Here is a 17,976-nt window from a genome sequence, read left to right on the forward strand (position 1 = left end):
CTGTGTTTAGCCAAATGTTAAATCGAGCAACTAGTTGGAGCTAATCAGTAACAGATAATTAGCATTCAATGAAACAACTGATCATTAGCTAGTTATATATTGGAGTCATGGAAATAGGGTCATATTTCAGACGTAGAATTGATCGCCTTACTTGGCATACAAATCCACTATGTCCGAAATGGCCTCTCAAGGATTTTGTGGAAGACGCTCCGAAAGGACCGATGGCAAATCATATGATCTGCCCGAAATGCAATGAACTTGGCGCCATGCTGAAAGATAATGGAGAAACGGACGGTACGAAAGGGTTCAAACATTTGAATTGAACCTGTTTGTGCATTTCCATTTTAGGTTTTCATGAAATCAATCTTAAATCTTAGTTCGAATGCTTTCATCGAAATTGTAGCGATTTCAATGCTGTTGCTTATAGGCCTAAATCAAAATGTGTTTGCGCAGGAAAGCCTGAAGGTAATGACCTACAACATTCGATATGATAATCCACAGGATGGAGAAAACGTCTGGCCCAAGCGAAAAGAGAAGGTGGTCAGACTGGTGTTGTCACAAGAAGCTGACATCCTCGGATTTCAAGAGGCACTTGAAACGCAAGTGTTGTTTCTGGACGAGAACCTTTCCAAATATGGGAGAATTGGAGTTGGGCGAGATGATGGTATGACAAAGGGAGAATTTAGTCCATTGTTCTACCTCCAAGATAGGTTTCAGCTTCACGACAATGGAACATTTTGGTTGAGTGAAACTCCAGAAAGGGTAGGAACTAAAGGCTGGGACGCCAACATTCCGAGAATCGTTACATGGGCAGAATTGATTGATAAACAGACGAATTCTAGCATTTGGGTATTCAACACGCACTTTGATCACAAAGGGGTTGAAGCGCGGAAAGAAAGTGCAGCGCTGATCATCGAAAAAGCAAAGGAAATGGCTGGCTCTTCGAGCATCATTTTGATGGGTGATTTCAATTTCATTCCTGAATCTGAACCCTACAGAATAATCAATGAACGGTTTCTAGATTCATTCTCATGCCGGAATAACGGGCCAACTACAACTGGTGTTGGCTTTCAGGTCGAAGGAAAACAGGGCGCTCGAATAGACCATATTTTTCATTGCGAATCTTTCGAATGCACGAACTATCGAATTCTCGATGACAATGATGGCATATACTATCCTTCAGACCATCTTCCAGTTGTCGCCATTTTGAGTTTGATAAAACGGCCATAACTCTGGTGAATAGAGGCTGTAAGTCACTGCTAAATTTTATACAGCGTAAATATTACTGCTGCATTATTAACGCATTTTTCCGTAGCCGCGATTCGGAGTCCGCAAGGTTAATTCAAAGATTCAATATCCTTCCAAATTCGGTTCGACATTTGTCCGGTTGGCTCCACAGCAACGCCCCGCAGTTGCGGGGCTTTTTTGTTTCACTATCCACATTTACTATGCCCGCAACTTTTGCACTTCAGGCAGCCTTCTTCATAGATCAATCCGTCAGGATCATTGCATGAAGGACATTGATGATCGGCTTTCGTTCCATCTGGAATGTAGCGCTTAAGCGTGCGTTCCACTCCATTTTTCCAAGTATTGATGTTCTCATCGAAGAGGTTTAAACGAGAAACCAGGTTCACTACGTAAGGCAACGGCATTCCGTGACGCAGCACACCTGAAATGAGTTTCGCGTAGTTCCAGAATTCTTTATCAAAGCTTCGCGAGAGACCTTCGATGGTTACGCGGTAACCGTCTTTGTCAACATATTGGAAATCGTAACGAGCATTTCCGTTTTCGTCACGGTCTTTAATAATCCACCCCTTTTCTGCCCAAGCAGGAAGATGAAATGCTTCTTCCGTTTTTCCAGTGAAGATCTCGTATGGTTTTCCGTCCAAAAGTCCGACCACAGCAATCCACTTTTCCTTTTCGTTTTGGAAACGGACAATCTCGGCTTCCAGCTTTTTAGGTCTGCGCGGAGGACGTGTTTCCATGATCGTTTCCAATGTTGGAGTGTCTTTCTTTTCGTCATTGGAAATCAAAACGCCCGAACGAGAACCATCGCGGTAAACCGTAATTCCTTTCACGCCTTGCTGCCAAGCGGTCAAGTAGATTTCGCCTACTTTTTCTTGACTTACATCTTCAGGTAAATTGATAGTTGAGCTGATGGAATGGGTCACATATTTCTGCACCATCGCCTGCAACTTTACGCGCTGCATCCAGTCAATTTCAGGAGCGGTTGAACCAGAATAGGGGTTGACCGAGTCATCCGTGTTTCCAGTAATCTCCATCCACTTTTTAAGTTTCGGGTGATAAACCGTGAATTCCTCCCAGCGGTCGCCCATTTCATCCACGAATGAAACCTTCGCATCAGGCGTGTGCTCCATCACTTTTCTCCTTCGCTTGTAGCTGGTCATGAACACAGGTTCGATACCTGACGAAGTCTGACCAAGCATACTAAGGGTTCCAGTTGGCGCCACTGTACTGATAGAAATGTTTCTGCGCCCGTGCTGCATCATGCGGTCATAAACGTTCGGAAATTCCTTTTGCAACATCTGCACAAACTCAGAGGTGTTCTCAATTTTCGGGTCAAAGTCTTTGAATTTGCCACGTTCAATCGCCATGTCGATGGAGCACTGAAATTCTGCATCGCACTTGGTTCGCATCATTTTCTCCATTTCCACCAAAGCCTCATCACTATCGAATTTCAAGCCCAAGGCAGCAGCCGTGTCGGCCAAGGCGGTAAATCCAAGGCCCGTTCTTCTTCCATTCTTCCCTGCATTATAAAGAAGCTCCCATGTTTCAAGTTCCACTTGCTTTATCCTCTCGGGCTCTGGGTCGCTTTTTACCTTATTCAGAATGCACTCGATAGCCTCCAATTCGAGGTCAACGAGGTCATCCATCAAGCGTTGCGCTTCGTAGGTCGTTTTCCAGAATTTCTTGTGGTTGAACGAAGCTTCCGGTGTAAACGGATTATCCACAAATGAATACAGATTGATGGCGATCAAACGGCAGCTATCTCCGCCCTGCATGGCAATTTCAGAACACGGATTGGTACTTGTATTCTTAAATCCTGGGTACACGGATGACGTGGAATAGTAATGCTGACGGTCCCAAAAAATGAGGCCAGGTTCGGCTGTGTTGTGCGCGCATTTAATGATGGTATTCCACAACTCGCGGGCGTTCACCTTTTTAGTGATCTGCGGTTCTTCACTTTCAATCGGCCAGCGTTGGGTGTAGTCTTTATTATGGCGAACGGCCTTCATGAATTCGTCCGAAATTCGAACTGAAATATTGGCGCCAGTTACCTTAGAAAGGTCTTGTTTGATAGTTATAAAATCCTCGACATCTGGATGGGCAATATCCATCGTGATCATTAGCGCTCCACGTCTTCCGTTCTGAGAAACTTCACGGGTCGTGTTTGAGAAGCGTTCCATGAACGAAACTGCTCCAGAAGTACTTCCTGCCGCGTTGTTCACGCGCAATCCCGCAGGACGAATGGTGCTCATGTCAATTCCAACTCCACAGCGTCTTTTAAAGAGCTGAACAAGTTGTTGGTCGGTGTACATGATGCCACCATAACTGTCGTGAATTTCGGGTATGACCACGCAGTTACTTAAGGATGCCAAGATGTAGGGATTGCCTAATGAGGCCATCACGCTTCCCTGTGGGATCACATATTTGAAGTCGCTGAAAAGATTGTAGATCTCATCTTCTGTCATTGGATGCCGCTGCTGACCATACTCCGATAGCAGTGCGGTTTTCGCTCCAAGATTGGCAGACGAACCATTCTTTAATTCGATGCGGGCAAACTGTTTGGCCATCCGTCTGTGCATGTCATCTGGAGACTTCTCCACATACTTGCCATCCAGGTCGGTCATGGCGTATTTGTTTATCCATGTGGTGGCAGCCAACTCATCTCCATCAAAGTATTTCAAGCACTCCTTCAACACTTCCTCGTGACTGAATATTGGTGTTGAGATTAGGGTTTTTACGATGGCTTGCGGTGTCTTTTTGGCTGTCATGTTTTCTTCATTAGATGTTCTCGTCCATGAAATTATCGACCAAAAAATGGCTCTCGATGATGGGCAGATATGGTTGTTAAAAATATGGCTGTTGATAACTCTAAGTAGTTGGTAATCAGCAATGAGATTACTCGAATCTGATTTAAATCAGCATTGAATACCGTCAATGAGGTAGTCCTTATCATTATTCAGAAAAAGAAAACGGCCCGTAAGCGGGTCGGTTCTCATCCATTCTCTCACATCATCATCATGTTCAATAATTCCGTAAAACTGTTCCAAATCCCGCTTCCATTACCAGTGCTTTCGGAAAAAGGATGTTGTTTTCTAAATGAATGTGCTGGAACAGATCATCCTGAAATTCTTTTAGCAAGCTATAAGTTACTCGCCACGTGTTGCAGGCATATTCTGGTGGATTGAAACCATCGCTCAACATGCTCATTGCTTCAAATCGTTCTCCTTCCTCTTCATGCTCGGCCTTCATCATGGCGATTGGATTTTCTACAGTATTGAATGATGGCTGCTGCATTGCTTCCCCGGCATCTTTTGCCATTTGCATTTTCTTGATGAATGGAAAGAGAATCAGTTCTTCCTTTTTCATGTGCTGCGCCAAATTCCCAGCGCTTTTGAAGAACATGTTTCTGAGGTCAATCAAATATGGGTGACCTTCTCCGTGCACCTTTGCCACTTTATCGAGAAATGGTTTTAGCTGATACGTGGCTTCAACCACATAGCTGTGATGAATATCCTCAATGTGATTGACCAATCTATCCAACTTCCAAGTGGTGTAATCCACGTTGCTGTCGTCATTCACGCTTATTGCTGCTTCCAGATCAGCAAGCAGCGGCTGTGGGTCAATTCCTTTTGCCGCGCAAGCATCTTCAATAGTTCTTCCGCCCTTGCAGCAGAAGTCAATGCTGTATTTTTTGAAAACTGGTGCGGTTCTGTAATTCTCGGCTACCATTTCGCCAATTGTCGGTGCTACTGTTGCTTCCATTAATGTTGTTTTTATGATGTAAAACGAAGGTAGATGGCGATTTACATCGTAATCTGAGAGTCATCAGTTTAAATATATGATATGTATCATAAAAATGATTGAATGCGATTTAGCCACAACAAACTTTAACTGACGTGAGAACCATCAGTTTTTACCGATCAATACTCTGTAGCTTTCGAGCCCAATACGTGTTTAGTTAGAGAATATGATTGACAAACAATCTAAAGAAATAGAAGAGTTACGTCTGAGGCTTTCACGGTTTTCAGATGATCTGGAAACGCCACAAGATCGAAAACAACGGACGATGGAAGTGGTGGGCAAATATGTCAGCGAGTTTTACGAATGTCTCCCGAATCATAAGACGTATCATGCCGACTATGCTATATCGTCCGAGGATGAATTTTTGGAACTTTCGGACCCGACCGAGCTTGACACAATTCTCGAGTATGTAAGAGATCGGATTGATACGAAGGGTTTGAATGCAGCCTCTGGCGGTCACCTAGGCTACATACCAGGCGGTGGGATTTTTGAGGCAGCTGTTGGAGATTTTATTGCTGCGGTTGGTAATCAGTATGCTGGGGTGTTTTATGCATCGCCAGGAGCAGTTCGAATGGAGAATAGCCTGATAAAATGGGCTGGCGAACTTGTTGGTTATAAAGAAGGTTTTGCTGGAAATCTCACTTCCGGTGGTAGCATGGCCAATCTGATTGCTATTGCCACTGCGCGAAAATCAAAGAATATTCGGGCTAGGGATGTGGAGAAAGCGGTGGTTTATACCACCAGACAAACGCATCACAGTCTGCTTAAAGCGCTGCGGATAAATGGCTTACACGAATGTGTGTTACGGGTAATTCCTGCCGATGTTCATTACAGAATGAATATACAAGCACTGGAAAAAGCCATAAATAAGGACAAGGAAAATGGCCTGCTTCCATTTCTCATTATTTCGAATGCCGGGTCTACGGATGTTGGGGCGGTGGATCCATTGCGGAAAGTGGCAACAATTGCGCGGGAGTTTGAACTCTGGCACCATGTGGATGCTGCGTATGGCGGTTTTTTCCTATTGACCGAATACGGAAAGAAGAAACTGGATGGCATCGACTTGGCCGACTCGGTTATTCTCGACCCGCACAAAGGGTTGTTCTTGCCATATGGTTCTGGAATGGTTTTGATCAAAGACGGGAACCTACTCGAGGAGACGTTTAGTCAGGAGGCCAATTACATGCAAGACAGTAAATTATCTGGAGCAGAGGTTTCACCAGCGGATCTATCGCCCGAACTCAGCAAACATTTCAGAGGAATGCGAATGTGGCTTCCCCTCAAAATGCATGGTGTGCAGAAATTTGCCGATGCGCTGGATGAGAAACTATTGCTGGCCGATTATTTCTATCAAACAATTACCGAGATGGGATTTGAAACTGGCCCAGAGCCTGACCTGAGTGTGGTTCTTTTTCGGCTCGGGGCCGATGAAAGCACAAATGAACTGAACAAACAGATTGTAGCAGACATCCATGCCAATTGTCGGGTTTTCATTTCTTCCACCACAATCAATAATGTGTATTGGATGCGTGTAGCCATCCTTTCTTTCCGAACACATTTACAAGAAGTGGATGAGTTACTCTACTTTCTCCAAATTCACATGAAGGAAAACAACGTTTAGAAATCCTTCTTCTTCGCCTGTCTCACTATTAGTGCAATCGGCACAGCTGCCCAAGCGAAAAGCAAACCGAAACTGGTGATCATGCCCAGCGAAGTGCCGAAGAATTGCTGAAAAACGGCACCGGTGTAGCCAAGCAGCACGGAAATGTCCAATTCGAGAATGATGAGAATTCGAGATAGATCAATCGGATTGAACATGCTGGCCAAGAGCGAGAACTTGTCAATCGGGTAATCATCAAAAATGAAGAGCGATATGAGGAAAATGCCATCGTAAACAACGGCTAAGAATAGCCACATCAAGATGGCGATACCGAAGCCTTTGATCTTATTGTCGTTGGCCAAACCTATGTTGTAGGCCAACGCCACAAAAATGAAAGTGAGCAGCGCACCGACCGCCAGCAATAGTGCGAAACTGACCAACGCAGTTGAACCCACAACGCCATAAATAGCGAATGGAATACCCAAACCAAGTACTAGACTGCCCGCCAAAGAAAGCGCCAATCCAAAATACTGACCGAGGAAAATAGTGCTTCGTTTCAACGGTTGTGCCATCAATAATTCAGTGAATTCCTTCGAATTGTAGTAGTACATCACTCCGAAAATGGTTCCGATCAATGGCGTGAGCACCACGATGATGTTCATCATGGTGATGATTGCCTTCGACACATCGTTGTTCAAGAACAGAAGCGTCATGCCAAGCAGGAAGTAAAATCCGAAATAGACGAAGCTCCATCGGCTTCGAATAAGATCGAAAAAGCTGTATTTCATGATCTTAAGCATGCTCTCTCCTTAATATGGCCGCAATGGCGTGTTCAAAATCCTTCTGTCCAGTTTTCTGCTGCAACTCTTGAACCGAACCTTTGAAATAGATCTTGCCGTCCAAAAGAAAAACAATCTCATCGGCAATTTCCTCCACAAAACTCATGATGTGGGTGGTTATCAGCACCGTTTTTCCGTTCTGTTTTTCGGCTCTGATAAGCTCCTTCAAGTGCAACATGGCGATTGGGTCGAGACCAGAGGTCGGTTCGTCCAAAATGACCAACGGACTGTTGAACATGAAGGTGAGCATGAGATTGACCTTCTGTTTTGTTCCACCCGATAGGTTTCCCAATTTCTTGTCGAGAAAGGGCTCGAGGCCGAAATGCGCGATCAATTCTTGGTCTCGCGTTGGCTTATCGCGAAGCTCTTTCACCAATTTCAAAAGTTCCGAAACACTCAGGTTTGAAGGGAAATTGGCAATCTGCGGCAGGTAATCGATGTTTCCGCGGTATTCCCATTCCCTGATGACGGATTTGCCATCGATGCTGATCTTTCCTGCATCCGGAACCACCATTCCCAACACACTTTTGATCAGCGTGGTCTTTCCTGATCCATTCGGACCAAGAATGACGAAAATGCCACCCCTAGCGATTTGGAGGTCGAGGTTGTCGAGAACGGTGAGTTTCCCGAACGATTTTTTCAGTCCTTCTACACGTATCATTTGAAACTCATTAATGGTTTTTCATCTACCAGATCATCTGGCGTAAAAACGGGAGAAACCTTCTCCGAAAAGTTGATGATGTCAACGAACAGGCTTCGCAGCAGCACAATGGTCTCGGGAGTTCGATTAACGATATACGAGAACAGTTTGACGGGCCGATGTGGCACATCGCCAATGCCGTCCTTATTCAGGTCGTAGCCCGTATAATCTCCCCAATAATTCTCGTTGAAACTGTTATCGTTCATCTTGCTGTTGTACGACACATCAAAAGCGTTTGAACTGAAATTATTGTGCTCAAAAACATTCTTGTAGCAGGCACCGGCCACCTTTACGCCCCAACCATTTCCTTTCAAAATGTTGTTGAAATAGTTGACCCGTGTGGAGCCTTCGATATTGATGGCGATTGTGTTGCCTTCAAAGCGGTTATCGATGATTTCTGCATCGTAAATTTCTTTCAGAAGGAGTCCGTACGAAGCCGTTCCCCAGTTTTTTTGAAACACATTGCGTTCCATGCGAATGAATTTTGAGAACATGACGGCTACTCCGGCTCCGTTCTCACGAAAAGTGTTGTAGGTGTATTCATTCTGATTGCTAAACATAAAATGCAATCCGTAGCGGAAATTGTGCTCGCTGAGGTTGTTCATAACCTTGCAATCGGTTGCAAACTCGAAGTAAATACCATCGCGAAGCTTGTGCAGGTAATTGCCTTCCACAAGAACATGATCGCTGTGCCAAAGATGAATTCCGTTTCCAGCGGTTACTTCTTCGGTCCCTTGGCTGCTCACTTGGTTTTTTCGCACCGTTCCGTGGCTCGATTTCTCAATCAAAGCGCCAAAGTAAACCGCCTCCATCACGCAGTTTTCAATCAGAAAATGTTTCACCTTATGCAGATAAATGGCTGCATAATCTTTGGTGAAACTGATGCCGACATTTTTGAGATGTAATCCTGAAATGGAAACGTGGTTCGCTTCAATTTTGATGATGTAGGCTTTCTTTTCGCCATCAATTATGCTGCCTTTTTCGCCCTTGATAGAAAGCGGCTTGTTTACCGAAATGTTGTGCTCCTTGTAGGTTCCGGCCTTTACCAAAACCACATCACCGCTATCGGCAGCAGCAATGGCGCTCTGTACCGTTTTGAAGCTGCATTTTGAGCACACTTCCAATTGCTTGGAGAATACCAAAATGGGCATGAACAAGAAAAGGATGGTAAGCCTGAACATGGAGTTGAAATTACAGTCCGTATTTCAGTCTTATCTGCTCCCAAGTGAGCACTTCGCCACCGCTTTCTTGTTGGGTTGATATGGCCTGATCTTCCGAACTAAATGCGCTCAGAAAAGCACCCATCGGACTCGGAATAGCATCAGAAATGAGGTATGTGGCCAAGTTGGCATCGGTAAATTCTCCAGGTTTGGCGTAATCGCAAACCAAGTGGAGTTCAAGCGGTGCTTCGTCAAATGTTTTCATCTGATTGAGCATGCACTCAACGGCATCAAACTTATAGCACTTGCCTTTGGTTGTTACGAACTCAGCTGCGTGCTGACTGTCAACTATATTCATTTTGCAGAAGTGACAGGCGTCCTGACCGTAGTTTATCGGCTGTGGTTCTACTGCACAAGCACTGAGGAACAAAATGAGAATCAGGAAAATTGGATGGTGGTTTTTCATGACGTTTATTTTAAGACCTCACAGGTTCAATTAACCTGCAAGATTTGTGGATTCAATCATTAAAGTGGCGGGAATTTATGTCCAGCTTCGTATCGGCCAACCCAATAGGCCACTATGCTAAGAACCATTCCAGCGAAAAGCAGATAGGCGCCAATGGCTGGCATGGAGGTCGCCTCAAAGTTTAGGATGGTCTGTGTTCCAATTAACGGTGGTTGATACGTTAGCAAATGCCCCGTTTCGTCCATGAATTTGATGGCTGCTTTTGGGTCGAGGCTGTGTCCATAATCGTATTCCCACTGATAGAAATCGTACATGCCGATAGAGCCGAAAATGGCGGCCAGCCAGAACCAAGCAAGAAATAACAAACGATTTCCGATAAAGCCGAGAACGACCCCAAGAACGACCATTCCGCCAACCACCCACGGAAACACATCGAATTCAGGAATGTGTTCTGGAATGGGTTTCATGCCTACGTAGTGGTTCATGAGGTTGATGTTCTGAAGATCACCTGGTTTGATGTCAGCGATCTTGGTTATCCAGATCTCCATTCCCAATGGCTCTGGATACTGAGGTGCGCCTAATTCAATCGTCCACATGGGCACGAAGAACAAGGAGGCTGGAAGTAGCGCAGCAATGATCATCAGAATCTTAGAAGCTTTCATTGTCTTACTTTTTGTTGTTTTTCAATTAATTTGAATAAGAACGGGCAGTTGTTAGGCTGCCCGTTCCCTCTCATAAACCATTCGGACTATTCTCCATCAAGCGACCAGGATAGCGGCACATTTGCGCCTGCGGGCGAAACGCGCACATATCCTTGCATCTCCTGATGTAATGCCGAACAGAAGTCAGTACAGTACATCGGCCAAACACCAACTCTTTTAGGTTCCCAAATGATGGTTTCGGTCTGACCAGGCATGATCAACAACTCCGAAGTATTGGCTCCGATCATCGCAAATCCGTGTGGCACATCGAAATCCTGCTCCAAGTTGGTCACGTGGAAGAAAACCTTATCGCCAACTTTCACTCCTTCGATATTGTCTGGTGCAAAGTGGCTACGGATCATTGTCATTTGAACGTGAACCTCGTTTCCTTTTCGTGTCACTTTTGCTTCTTTCTCGCTCTTGGCAACCCAAGGATGCGTATTCACTTCAAGCTTGTAGATCTTCGTAGAGTTGGGCTTGATCAGATCGGCTGGACAACCGGCTGCGTAGTGCGGTTCGCCAATGGTTGGGAAGTCGCTCAAGAGTTCCATTTTGTCTCCTGAGATGTCATATAGCTGAGCTGACTGACACAGTTCTGGTCCTGTTGGCAGGTATCGGTCCTTGGTGATCTTGTTCATGGCCACCAAGTACTTGCCCCAAGGCTTCTGAGAGTTTCCACCAGGAATCATCAAGTGACCAACAGAGTAGTAAGTTGGCTTTCTATCCAACACTTCCCAAGTTCCCAATTTCCATTTCACAACCTCAGAAGAGATGAAGAAAGTGGTGTAAGCATTGCCTTTGTCGTCAAACTCGGTGTGCAACGGTCCAAGACCTGGCTGAACCACTTGTCCACCCAACACATCTTCGAAATTCAAGATCGGAATCCCGTAGGCCTCACCGTCATATTTTTTGCCTTCAATGGCGGCCAACATTTTGGTGAAGGAGTGAACCGTAACGTTTGCAGAAAGCTTTCCGCTACCCACGATATATTCTCCTGTTGGATCCACATCGCAACCGTGAGGAGACTTTGGTGTCGGCAGAAAGTAAACCAATCCTGGACATTCTGCAGGATCAAGAACTTTTACCTCTTTCCCCCATGTTGTTGAAGCTGTATGCGAATTCTCGTCATAAACGTTGTGCGCATAATTAGCTGGCATCGTCTTGAACTTGCCTGCGGCCATGTATTCTTCCGCTTTTTTCCAGTTTACAGCAGCGATGAAATCCTTGTCGTTCTGAGAAGCATTTACTTCCAAGAGCGAGTTCGCTTCTTCGGTATTATAGGTCGTAAAGAAGAACCAACCGTGTGATTTTCCACGACCAGGATGTGCCTTGTCGTAATCGAAGCCAGGCATGAGGATCTGGAAAGCGATATCCATTTCTCCTGAGCTTTTATCCACCGAAAGGAATGAAAGCGCTCCTTTGAAGTTGCCTTTGTATTCGCTGATCGGCATATCCCGTTGAGGAACTGGAATTGAAAAACGAGTTCCTGCAACCACATATTCCGTATTGTCGGTCAGGTAGGAAGAACTGTGATTTCCCGCTGAGTTTGGAATTTCAATCGTCTCAACTGTTTCAAATGTCTTCAGGTCGATACGTGCAATTCGAGGCGTGTTGTTTCCATTAATGAAACACCATCTTCCATCAATTACGCCATTGGTTTGCGAAAGATCAGGGTGATGCGCATCATCCCATGGAACGAAACCATGTGAGGTCTCCAACATTGGTTTCGTTTCTTCGCTGTAGCCATATCCTTTCTCAGGATCTTGAGAGAACACTGGTATCACTTTGAAAAGGCGACCGGATGGAAGACCATAAACGGCCAACTGACCACTGAATCCGCCCGAAATGAAAGCGTAGAACTCATCGTGCTCACCTGGAGCCACGTACACTTTTTCGGCATTGCTACCAGACATGGCACCGCCACCGTCTTTAGAGCCACCGCACCCGATCATTCCGATCGAAAATGTTGCGATTGCCGCTATTGAGAAAATTGTCTTTTTCATCTTATTTATGATTTACTGGTTGGTCAATTTATTTTTTGAGTGATCGGAAATATTCAAGAATGCTTCGAGCCTCATCTTCGGTAAGACTTTGGTTAGCCATTGGAGAGAGATACTCTGCCAAAAGTGCTTTTGCAGTTTCGTTCTCAGCCACCATTCCTTCAGGGTTAAGAATCATATTCATGATCCATTCTGGCTCTCTTCGGCTCGTTACTTCTGTCAAATCAGGTCCAACGAATCGTTTTCCCATTTTATGACAAGCCGTGCATTTTGCCTCAAAGGTTTCCATGCCCGTTGCAGCTAATGCAGCGTCTACTGGTGCAGAAACATCTACTGATTTAATAGGTCCAACGCCTTTATCTGGTCCTGGCGCTTCTTTCTTCACCATTGATTCAGCTTTAACAGCTGGTCCTTGTTGTTTTGGCTCACCGCCACCGCAGCTGGTAAACATCATTACCAAGGCTGCCATTACGATTGAATTGATTGTTTTCATCTTGATTGCTTTTAGATGGTTTTACTATTGGTTATCCTGGTAGAATCACTTTGTCTACCACGTTTATAATTCCGTTTGCTGTTTGAATGGTGCCAATCACCTTAGCTCCTCCAACAAACACGTCTTCACCTTCTACCGTCACTTCTAGGTAAGAACCGTCTGCCATGTAAAGCTTTCGTCCTTTGCTAGCCTCTTTTTTTAGAGCCTCCAGATTGTAAGAACCCGGAGCAGCATGACCTGTAAGGATGCCAGCAAGCGTTGCCTTGTTTTCTGGTTTCAGCAGGTTCTCCACCGTTCCTTCAGGAAGCGCGGCAAACGCGTCATTTACTGGCGCAAAAACCGTAAGTGGCCCTGCATTTACCAATACATGCTCTATCTGGGCCGCTTGAACCGCTGCAACCAATGTACTATGGTCTGCAGAGCCAATGGCAACCTGAAGAATATTTGGGTCAGAGTCCGCATCAACAACGGAAGCCTGCCCTAGCGGTGTGTTCTGCTCTGCTGCACTTTCTCCTGTTGCTGATGTTTTAGTGTCATTTTCGGTTCCACCGCAAGAAACCAGCCCCAAAAGGGCGATAGCTGCTAAAATTGAATTGAATTTTGTTTTCATGATATGAGAGATTGGTTGATACTCTTTTTCTTACCACGAAGGACTAAATGAATACATCATTAAAAACTGATGCACATCATATAATTGTCTGTTTAATGGCACATTAACACCATTTGAAATCATTAATAACTGTTACATATCATTTTATTGGGTCAAGTAACGTAGTAAAAGTGCGACACAGATATTCACGGATTCCGCTATTCGATTTGCTACTACATTGCAGTGCACTTGAGAATATTTTTCGTGTTTATTTTGAGGGCTGAGAAAACGCCATGAATTCAGGAGAATTAAAACAACTTGACAAGCTCATCGAGAATTACTGCACTCCAGAGTGGAGGAAATTGGCGTGGGCGAACACCACAACGCTTGATTTCAAAACAGGTGATGTAATTATTAATGAAGGCGATAAGGCCGACAACATTTACATGGTCAAACATGGTCGTGTAAAGGTTTACTCTGCTTATACAGAGAATATAGAGGTCATTGCACGATTTGCTACCGATGGTCAGATAATCGGGCACAGAGGATTTGGGGAGGACTTCACCTTTGCCGTTTCAGCTGTAGCACTGTCTCCAAGTACTATTTATTGCCTGCCGATGTCCGTTTTTCAGAGTTTATTGAAGGCGAATAACCTGTTCTGTTACTACTTCATGATGTTTTTTGCTGAAGAATTAAGACGTTCTGAACGAATGGGCAAAAATCAACTGAATATGACTGTGAAGCAGCGTGTCGCTCAAGCGATTAGAATGAATATGGAGAGCTTTGGTTTCGACTCTGAGGACGGTTCGCTTCTTGCTTTTACCGTCACACGAAAAGACCTTGCTTCAATGGCCAGCACCACATATGAGTCTGTTATCAGAAGTCTGGCAGAATTGCAAACGGAAAAAATCATCAAGATAGAAGGGAAAAAACTGAGAATTGTGGACAATAAGAAGCTTTGTGAAATGACTTATTGTTCAAAAGATTTGACGTCATAGAGCCAAGTAAAATCAGACTTGGATTAGAATTGGGTTCTGTCGCATTACCAAGGTTGAAAAGGTATTGGTTTAGTTTTGATTAAAACCAAAGTCCACTAGAATGTACAAGGATCACAGATTTCCAAAAGCCATCATTCTTCAGGCAGTGTATTTCAAACTGAGGTTCACTTTGAGCTATGGAGACGTTGAAGAATTTCTCAGAATCAGAGGGGTAAAGGTTGATCATTCTACTCTACAACGCTGGGTGTTCAAGTTCTCACCTCTGATTGAGGCGAACATGCATAAGAGAAAGCGCAGTGTCTGCGATAGTTGGTGAATGGAAGAGACCTACATTAAGGTAGGAGGGAAGGACATGTAACTATATCGAGCAGTGGACAAATATGGTTACACAGTTGATTTTCTGCTGACCAAACGGAGAATGAAAGGTTCTGCCCAGAAGTTTATGAACAAAGCCATCGGAAATAACGGAAGACCACGAGAGATCAATATTGATAAAAGTGGAGCCAACTCAGCGGCAATCAGAACTGTAAACGCGAGGAGTTTTAGCCGGAATAGACGCAGAGGCTGCAAGTATTTGAACAATATAGTGGAGCAAGACCACAGGAATATCAAACGAAGGATGTGCATAAGTGCGGGGTTCAAAGAGTTCGAGTCTGCACAAAGGACCTTAGCGGGAATTGAGGTGGTGAACATCATACGGAAGGGGCAGATAGATGGCCCGAACTCCTCTTGTTTTGCAACATTCAGATCATTGGCAGCATAGACACTTCAAATCCTTAATTTTTAAGACGCCAACGGAGTTAATGCGACAGAACCCACTTAATCGTTTCTGTGATTTATTGGTCAGATATGAGTTGAAAAATAACTAAATAGCTGATTATTAACTATTTACCGATACAGAACTTTGAAAAGATGTTGCCCAATAGGTCATCTGTTGTGATCTCGCCTGTTATTGCCCCGAGATAAAAGAGAGACCTACGGATATCGATGGCAACCAGATCGCCAGGAACTTGGTTTTGGAATCCCGCTAACACGTCTTGAAGTGAATTTTTGGCACCATTCAATGCTTCGATGTGACGCGTGTTGGTCACAATGGTCTGGTCTTCTTTTAGAGCTGAAAGATTGACAAATTCGGTCAAGCGCAGTTTCAATTCTTCAATCCCCGTTTTCTCTTTGGCTGAGATGGAAGCGGTATTGAAATCAACAAACTTTTGGGCCACGGATTCTGAAGTCTTGTCGGTTTTGTTGGCAACAAGGATTAATCGTTCTTCGAGGTCGGATTTACGTGTTTTCAGTTCGTTTATCTCGGAATGAAGTCTTTCGGGTGTGTAGGTGGAGGCATCAAAAAGAAACATGACCACATCGGCCTGTTCGGCCTTTTGCATGGTGCGTTCAATCCCAAGACTTTCAATGGTATCAGAGGTTTGTCGGATGCCAGCTGTATCAATAAAACGGTAGCGGATTCCTTCAATCACCAGTTCGTCTTCCACGGTATCGCGAGTAGTTCCAGCAATGTCGGAAACGATGGCGCGCTCTTCATTCAAAAGGGCATTCAGTAAGGTCGATTTTCCTGCGTTCGGTTCGCCAATAATGGCTACCTGAACACCTTCTTTGATCACATTTCCTAATTCGAATGAACCGATGAGTTGTTCAATTTTTATGATGATACGATTGATCAGTTGCGCCAATTGCGAACGGTCGGCAAATTCCACGTCTTCTTCGGAAAAGTCGAGTTCCAACTCGATCAGCGAAGCGAAATGGACGAGTTCTTCGCGCAGCACTCGGAGATCGTTGCCAAATCCACCACGCATCTGATGCATAGCCACTTGGTGTGCTGCTTCTGAAGAGGAAGCGATCAGATCTGCCACAGCTTCAGCTTGCGATAGATCCATCTTGCGGTTCAGAAAAGCCCGCATCGAATACTCGCCTGGTTTGGCCATTCGGCAGCCGTTCTTGCTCAGTAGATTCAGGATTCGTTTCTGAATAAAGGTTGAACCATGGCAAGAGATTTCAACAGAATCTTCTCCAGTAAACGATTTTGGATTGCGGAAAACGCTCACAAGCACTTCATCCACAATTTCGGGCACTTGCCCTGAGCCTGCGGAAGGGTCCAATATATCTCCGAAAATGATGGTGTGCGATGCTGCTTCGGCAATCGTCTTTTTCCCTTTCGCCCGAAAGATATTGTCGGTAATGGCGAAGGCATCTTTTCCGCTCATTCGGATAATAGCGATGGCGCCTGCTCCCGAAGGAGTGGCCAATGCCATAATTGTATCATCCATTGCATTCAGAGCAGCCATTTCAAGCTAATTTGATTGTGGAAAAGTTGAGGGCGCAAAAGTAGACCTTAATGTTGGGTATCCGTTCGTAATAAGCTACTTTTGGCCGCGTTCAAAAAACACATAGACAAACACCATGAGTGTATTAGTAGATAAGAATTCGAAGGTTATTGTTCAAGGATTCACCGGTAGCGAAGGAACTTTCCACGCTTCGCAGATGATTGAATACGGAACCAATGTAGTAGGTGGAGTAACTCCTGGTAAAGGTGGTCAAACTCACCTAGATAGACCAGTATTCAACACGGTTGCAGATGCTGTGAAAGAAACTGGAGCCAATGTTTCCATCATTTTTGTTCCGCCAGCATTTGCGGCTGACGCGATCATGGAAGCTGCGGAAGCAGGAATTGCATTGGTAGTTGCCATCACGGAAGGAACTCCTGTTGCCGATATGGCGAAAGCTGCGGCTTACCTGAAAGGAACCAAGACACGATTGATCGGTCCAAACTGTCCAGGAATCATTACGCCAGAAGGAGCGAAAGTCGGTATCATGCCAGGATTCGTATTCAAGAAAGGACGTATCGGTATCGTTTCAAAGTCTGGAACGTTGACCTATGAAGCTGCTGATCAAGTAGTGAAAGCTGGTATGGGAATCTCAACAGCTATCGGAATCGGTGGTGACCCGATCATTGGTACAACCACTAAAGAAGCAGTTGAATTGTTCATGAACGACCCAGACACAGATGCGATCGTAATGATCGGTGAGATCGGTGGTACGCTAGAGGCTGAAGCTTCAGCTTACATTAAATCTACTGGAAACAAGAAACCGGTTGTTGGTTTCATCGCTGGTCAAACAGCTCCGAAAGGAAGAACAATGGGACACGCGGGTGCCATTGTTGGTGGAGCGGAAGACACCGCAGAAGCTAAAATGAAGATCATGGCCGAGTGCGGAATTCATGTAGTTGCTTCGCCTGGCGATATTGGCGAGACCATGGCGAAGGCGATGGGCGTGACTGCAGGGATGTAAGCATTCAGTCAAAATAGAAGATTGAAAAAAGGGCGTTCCGATTATCGGAACGCCCTTTTCAATTGCAGTAAGTCGGAG

The 17,976-nt window shown here is 44.9% G+C and carries 16 protein-coding genes and 1 pseudogene; 6 read left to right on the forward strand and 11 right to left on the reverse strand.

Annotation, left to right across the window (positions count from 1 at the left end; translation table 11 throughout):
- Positions 1 to 107 precede the first annotated feature (107 nt).
- Together K9J17_09925 and K9J17_09930 are read left to right on the forward strand one after the other, a co-directional pair.
- Complete coding sequence (locus K9J17_09925; GenBank protein MCF8277043.1) at positions 108 to 323, forward strand: hypothetical protein; 216 nt, start codon at positions 108 to 110, stop codon at positions 321 to 323.
- 31 nt (positions 324 to 354) lie between these two features.
- Positions 355 to 1,230, forward strand: a complete 876-nt coding sequence (locus tag K9J17_09930; GenBank protein ID MCF8277044.1) for an endonuclease/exonuclease/phosphatase family protein — start codon at positions 355 to 357, stop codon at positions 1,228 to 1,230.
- 203 nt (positions 1,231 to 1,433) lie between these two features.
- On the opposite strand, the gene K9J17_09935 is transcribed toward K9J17_09930, so the two are convergent.
- Positions 1,434 to 4,016 (reverse strand): adenosylcobalamin-dependent ribonucleoside-diphosphate reductase, encoded by a 2,583-nt coding sequence (locus tag K9J17_09935; protein MCF8277045.1) that lies wholly within the window; start codon positions 4,014 to 4,016, stop codon positions 1,434 to 1,436.
- A 253-nt stretch (positions 4,017 to 4,269) separates the two neighbouring features.
- Positions 4,270 to 5,010, reverse strand: a complete 741-nt coding sequence (gene ric / locus K9J17_09940; GenBank protein MCF8277046.1) for an iron-sulfur cluster repair di-iron protein — start codon at positions 5,008 to 5,010, stop codon at positions 4,270 to 4,272.
- A 205-nt stretch (positions 5,011 to 5,215) separates the two neighbouring features.
- Here ric and K9J17_09945 point away from each other — a divergent pair, with 205 nt between their 5' ends.
- On the forward strand, positions 5,216 to 6,670 hold the full coding sequence (locus K9J17_09945) for an aminotransferase class V-fold PLP-dependent enzyme (protein ID MCF8277047.1): 1,455 nt from the start codon (positions 5,216 to 5,218) through the stop codon (positions 6,668 to 6,670).
- Here K9J17_09945 and K9J17_09950 read toward each other — a convergent pair.
- The 8 genes from K9J17_09950 to K9J17_09985 all read right to left on the reverse strand — a co-directional run bounded on the left by K9J17_09950 (position 6,667) and on the right by K9J17_09985 (position 13,618).
- Complete coding sequence (locus K9J17_09950) at positions 6,667 to 7,449, reverse strand: ABC transporter permease (GenBank protein ID MCF8277048.1); 783 nt, start codon at positions 7,447 to 7,449, stop codon at positions 6,667 to 6,669. The genes K9J17_09945 and K9J17_09950 overlap by 4 nt on opposite strands.
- On the reverse strand, positions 7,442 to 8,149 hold the full coding sequence (locus K9J17_09955) for an ABC transporter ATP-binding protein (GenBank protein ID MCF8277049.1): 708 nt from the start codon (positions 8,147 to 8,149) through the stop codon (positions 7,442 to 7,444). Before K9J17_09955 ends, K9J17_09950 begins: the two co-directional genes overlap by 8 nt.
- Positions 8,146 to 9,369 carry a nitrous oxide reductase family maturation protein NosD gene (locus K9J17_09960; protein ID MCF8277050.1) on the reverse strand — a complete coding sequence of 408 codons (1,224 nt, stop codon included), beginning with the start codon at positions 9,367 to 9,369 and terminating at the stop codon, positions 8,146 to 8,148. Before K9J17_09960 ends, K9J17_09955 begins: the two co-directional genes overlap by 4 nt.
- A gap of 10 nt (positions 9,370 to 9,379) precedes the next feature.
- A complete protein-coding gene (locus K9J17_09965) occupies positions 9,380 to 9,814 on the reverse strand; it encodes a nitrous oxide reductase accessory protein NosL (GenBank protein MCF8277051.1) in 435 nt (144 codons plus the stop codon).
- 59 nt (positions 9,815 to 9,873) lie between these two features.
- The gene (locus tag K9J17_09970) at positions 9,874 to 10,476 is read right to left on the reverse strand and encodes a hypothetical protein (protein MCF8277052.1); all 603 of its coding nucleotides are present in this window, start codon (positions 10,474 to 10,476) and stop codon (positions 9,874 to 9,876) included.
- Between the two features lie 86 nt (positions 10,477 to 10,562).
- The gene (nosZ, locus tag K9J17_09975; protein MCF8277053.1) at positions 10,563 to 12,518 is read right to left on the reverse strand and encodes a Sec-dependent nitrous-oxide reductase; all 1,956 of its coding nucleotides are present in this window, start codon (positions 12,516 to 12,518) and stop codon (positions 10,563 to 10,565) included.
- Positions 12,519 to 12,546: 28 nt separating this feature from the next.
- Positions 12,547 to 13,008 carry a c-type cytochrome gene (locus K9J17_09980; GenBank protein ID MCF8277054.1) on the reverse strand — a complete coding sequence of 154 codons (462 nt, stop codon included), beginning with the start codon at positions 13,006 to 13,008 and terminating at the stop codon, positions 12,547 to 12,549.
- 31 nt (positions 13,009 to 13,039) lie between these two features.
- A complete protein-coding gene (locus K9J17_09985) occupies positions 13,040 to 13,618 on the reverse strand; it encodes a fasciclin domain-containing protein (protein MCF8277055.1) in 579 nt (192 codons plus the stop codon).
- Between the two features lie 272 nt (positions 13,619 to 13,890).
- Between K9J17_09985 and K9J17_09990 the strand changes: the two genes are divergently transcribed.
- Entirely contained in the window at positions 13,891 to 14,595 is a 705-nt protein-coding gene (locus K9J17_09990) for a Crp/Fnr family transcriptional regulator (GenBank protein ID MCF8277056.1), read from the forward strand.
- Positions 14,596 to 14,695: 100 nt separating this feature from the next.
- Positions 14,696 to 15,358: pseudogene (locus tag K9J17_09995) on the forward strand (IS6 family transposase).
- Positions 15,359 to 15,479: 121 nt separating this feature from the next.
- On the opposite strand, the gene mnmE reads toward K9J17_09995, so the two are convergent.
- On the reverse strand, positions 15,480 to 16,877 hold the full coding sequence (mnmE, locus tag K9J17_10000) for a tRNA uridine-5-carboxymethylaminomethyl(34) synthesis GTPase MnmE (protein ID MCF8277057.1): 1,398 nt from the start codon (positions 16,875 to 16,877) through the stop codon (positions 15,480 to 15,482).
- A 133-nt stretch (positions 16,878 to 17,010) separates the two neighbouring features.
- Between mnmE and sucD the strand changes: the two genes are divergently transcribed.
- Entirely contained in the window at positions 17,011 to 17,898 is an 888-nt protein-coding gene (sucD, locus tag K9J17_10005; protein MCF8277058.1) for a succinate--CoA ligase subunit alpha, read from the forward strand.
- Positions 17,899 to 17,976: the final 78 nt, after the last annotated feature.

The sequence above is a fragment of the Flavobacteriales bacterium genome (assembly GCA_021739695.1).
Lineage (GTDB): Bacteria > Bacteroidota > Bacteroidia > UBA10329 > UBA10329 > UBA10329.